The organism is Bowmanella yangjiangensis, assembly GCF_017255015.1.
Taxonomy (GTDB): domain Bacteria; phylum Pseudomonadota; class Gammaproteobacteria; order Enterobacterales; family Alteromonadaceae; genus Bowmanella; species Bowmanella yangjiangensis.
Genome location: NZ_JAFKCS010000086.1, coordinates 1 through 3,250 on the forward strand (window position 1 = coordinate 1; position 3,250 = coordinate 3,250).

Sequence of the window (3,250 nt, forward strand, 5' to 3'; positions counted from 1 at the left end):
TTCCGGCTCGCCGCCGCGCGCGTTGTGAACGAACACCTCGAAGCCTTCGATGCGTTCGCCGCTGCTGCGGCTCAGTTCCTCGGCCCGTGCCTCGACCTCTTCGGCGAGGTGGAAGCGTTCGGGGGTCATCTGCCCGACGGCCTCGGCGCTGCTGTAGCCCAGCAAGCGCTCGGCGCCGGAATTGAACAGGGTGATCAGGCCGTCGAGGTCGGTGGCGATGATCGAGACCCCGGTGGCCGAGTCCAGCAGCGTCTGTAGGAAGACGCGGGCCTCGGTGACCGCCTCTTCGCGCTGGCGTGCCTCGCTGACGTCGGTGTGGGTGCCGTACATCAGCAGGGGACGGCCCTGTGCATCGCGTCTGGAGAGGCGCCCGCGTACCTGTATCCACAGCCAGTGGCCGTCCCGGTGCTGCATGCGGATCTGACTGTCGTAGTAGGTCACTTCACCGGCGAAATGACGTTGCAGCAGGCGTTCGCTGGGCTCGCGGTCATCCGGGTGGCAGAGACGCAGCCAGGTTTCCAGCCGCGTGGGCTGCAACTCGTCCAGGCGATAGCCGAACATCTGCGCCCAGCGTTCGTTGAACACGGTCTCGCCAGTCTGGACGTTCCATTCCCAGGTGCCCACGTCGGTGCCTTCGATGATGCTGGCCAGGCGCTCCAGCAGGGCCTGGCGCGCCTGTTCCTGCTGATCGCGTTCCAGGGTGGCGCCGACCCAGCGGGCGAACAGGCGCATGAACTCGCGCTCGCTGTCGTTGAAGGCGCGCTCCTGTACCGTGTGGTCGCAGAAGGCCAGGGTGCCGGCGCGGCGTCCATCGACCCAGATGGCGATGCCGATGTAGCTCTCCAGGGCGAACTTGCCGTAGCAGGCATGTGCGCGGTAGGGGGAGGAGGCCATGTGTTCGATGCTCAGCACTTCGTCCTGGGCATAGGCCAGGCTGCTGTAGGTCTCGTCGAGGGCGAAGGTCTGTTCGTCCTGCAGTTCGTCGCCGGGGGCGACCTGCACCAGCACCCGATAGCGTTCGTCCTCGATGAGGCCGATGACCCCGATCGGCATGCCGAAGTAGTCCGCTCCCGTGCGCAGTGCCTCGCGCAGCTGCTCCTTGCTGCTCAGGCTGGAAAGTGCGGAGATTTCGTTGAGCGCATGCAGGGCGCGTTGCTGGCGTTGCAGCAGGCGCTGGGTGCTGTGGCGGGTGGCGCGCAACAGCACCAGCAGCAGAACCTCCGCGCTCAACCAGGCCAGGACCCATTTGCCGATCAGCCAATGCTTGTCGCGAACGTGCACCGCGTACAGCGGGCTCACGTCCCGCCAGGCCAGCAGAGAGGCATTCAGCGGCCCGCCGGCGCGGGCCGTGAGGTCGACCAGCGGATAGTCACTCAGCAGGAAATGGCGGCCTTCGTCTTCCTGCAGGTCATGGCCGTCGGCCCGGCTCGGTGTCGGCAGCAGGCCATTGCGTTGCCAGTGCATGGCCTGGGGGCGCGAGGCGCTGATCACCTGCCACTGCTGCGGGTCGTTGGTCAGGCCACGCAAGGCTTCACCGCTGCGGTGGGTCAGCTGGCTCGAACGCAGGAGCAGGGCGACTCCGCCGCCCAGTTCCTGGTCGAACTCCCTGGGGGTGGCGAGCACGCTCATGGCCACCTCGAGCACGCCGATCTGCTTCGGTCCGTCCTGGGTCTCCACGGTCAGTGGGGTCATGGCATGCACGCTGACGTCGCCCAGGTTGTTGGAGCTGACGCCGGTCACGCTGTCGCCGTCGCGCAGGCTGTCTTCCACCAGGGGCTGGACGAGCCTGATGGTGTCGCCAAAGTGCCGCGGGTCATGCACGCGCAGCAGAATCCTGTCCCCTGGGGGCAGGTGCACGAAGAGGCGGAAACTGTGCTGGCGCTGCAGGTTGCGCCAGCGCGGTGCGAGGCGGGTGTAGAGCTGGTTGCGGATGTCGGTCAGTTGCTGCGGGCTGCCGTCGCCGAGGCTGTATGCCTGGCGGACCAGTTCCACCACCCAGGCATCGGCGGCCATCGCCTCGGCCAGCAGCTGGGCGCGTTCGTGCAGGCCTTTCTGCGAGCTGTGCAGGGCCAGTCGCAGCGCCTCCGCCTGCTTGTTCATCTGCAGTTGCCACAGCGCCTCGCGTTCGACCATCGCCTGGCGGCCGAGCAGGGCGAAGAGGATCGCCAGGCACAGGCTGCCACCGATGACGATCCAGCGGATCGGCCGCGGGTTCGTCCTCACCTGGCCGTGCCCCTGTCGATGCCGGCGAGCCGGTACAGGCGGTCCAGTTCCTGCTCGCTGCCACCCTGCAGCTCCGCGCAGGCCAGGCGCATGATCACCGGGTCGCGCTTGCTGTTGCCGGGTGGCAGGGCGTAGCAGGCACCGATCAGTTCGCGCAGCGGTGTCGGCAGGCGCCAGTGGCTCTTGAGCCGGTTGGCCAGGTCGCCGCTGCAGCGCTGCAGGGCGCTACCCAGGGTTTCGTCATCCAGCGCCTGGCCGGCATGACGCCAGCACTGTGCCTGGTACAGAACCGCCAGCTCCCCCATGCGTTGCAGCAACGCAGCGCTGCTCATGGCCGCTGCGTCGATCCTGGCGCTCTTGCACAGCTCCTCGATGCGCTGGCGCAGATACCGGGCCTGGGTGAACTGCTCGTCGCCCAGGCGTTTGAGGTCATCGTCCTGCAGGGCCGCCACGGGGCGTAGCGCGAGCCCCTGAACCAGGCTGAGCACCGTGCCTGGCCCGAGCCGGCGCAGCGCTTCCGGGAGGCTGATGCAGGGTTGCCCGCTGGCGTTGTAGCTGGCGCTGTTGGCGGCAGCGATCAGCCGGGCATGCACTGCCGGATCGTTCTGCCAGTGCTCCTGCAGTGCCTGCGGTGCCTGGTCGGGCTTGTGCAACTGCTGGAGCAGGGCATCGTGCAGGGGCAGGTCCAGGGCGCTGTTGGGCAGGCCCGCGAGAAACGGCAGGAAGCCACCTGTGGCAGGCACTGCGGCGTCAGCGGGTTCGTCGTGCTTCGGTGACAGCAGTGGGCGCAGGGTCTCGAGTACCTTGGGTACCTGAAAGGGCTTGCTGATGAAGGCGTTTATCCCCAGCCGGCGTGCCAGCAGCACGCTGTCCCGGTCGGAGCGCGCGGTGATCATCACCAGCGGGACGCTGGCGTCACTGCGGTGCGCGATCTCGAGCAGGCTGGTGCCGGGGCCGTCGGGCAGGTTCCAGTCGGCGATGACCAACTGGGCCGGTTGACGCTTCCAGGCGTCGAGCGCATCGGCCA

General features: G+C 67.8%; 2 protein-coding genes. Both read right to left on the reverse strand.

The features are described 5' to 3' along the window. The coding region (locus J0A65_RS27500; protein ID WP_206596442.1) for a PAS domain S-box protein at positions 1-2,223 on the reverse strand (2,223 nt) is incomplete at its 3' end. Beyond that, the coding region (locus tag J0A65_RS21870) for an HDOD domain-containing protein (protein WP_206596443.1) at positions 2,220-3,250 on the reverse strand (1,031 nt) is incomplete at its 5' end. The genes J0A65_RS21870 and J0A65_RS27500, both read right to left, overlap by 4 nt.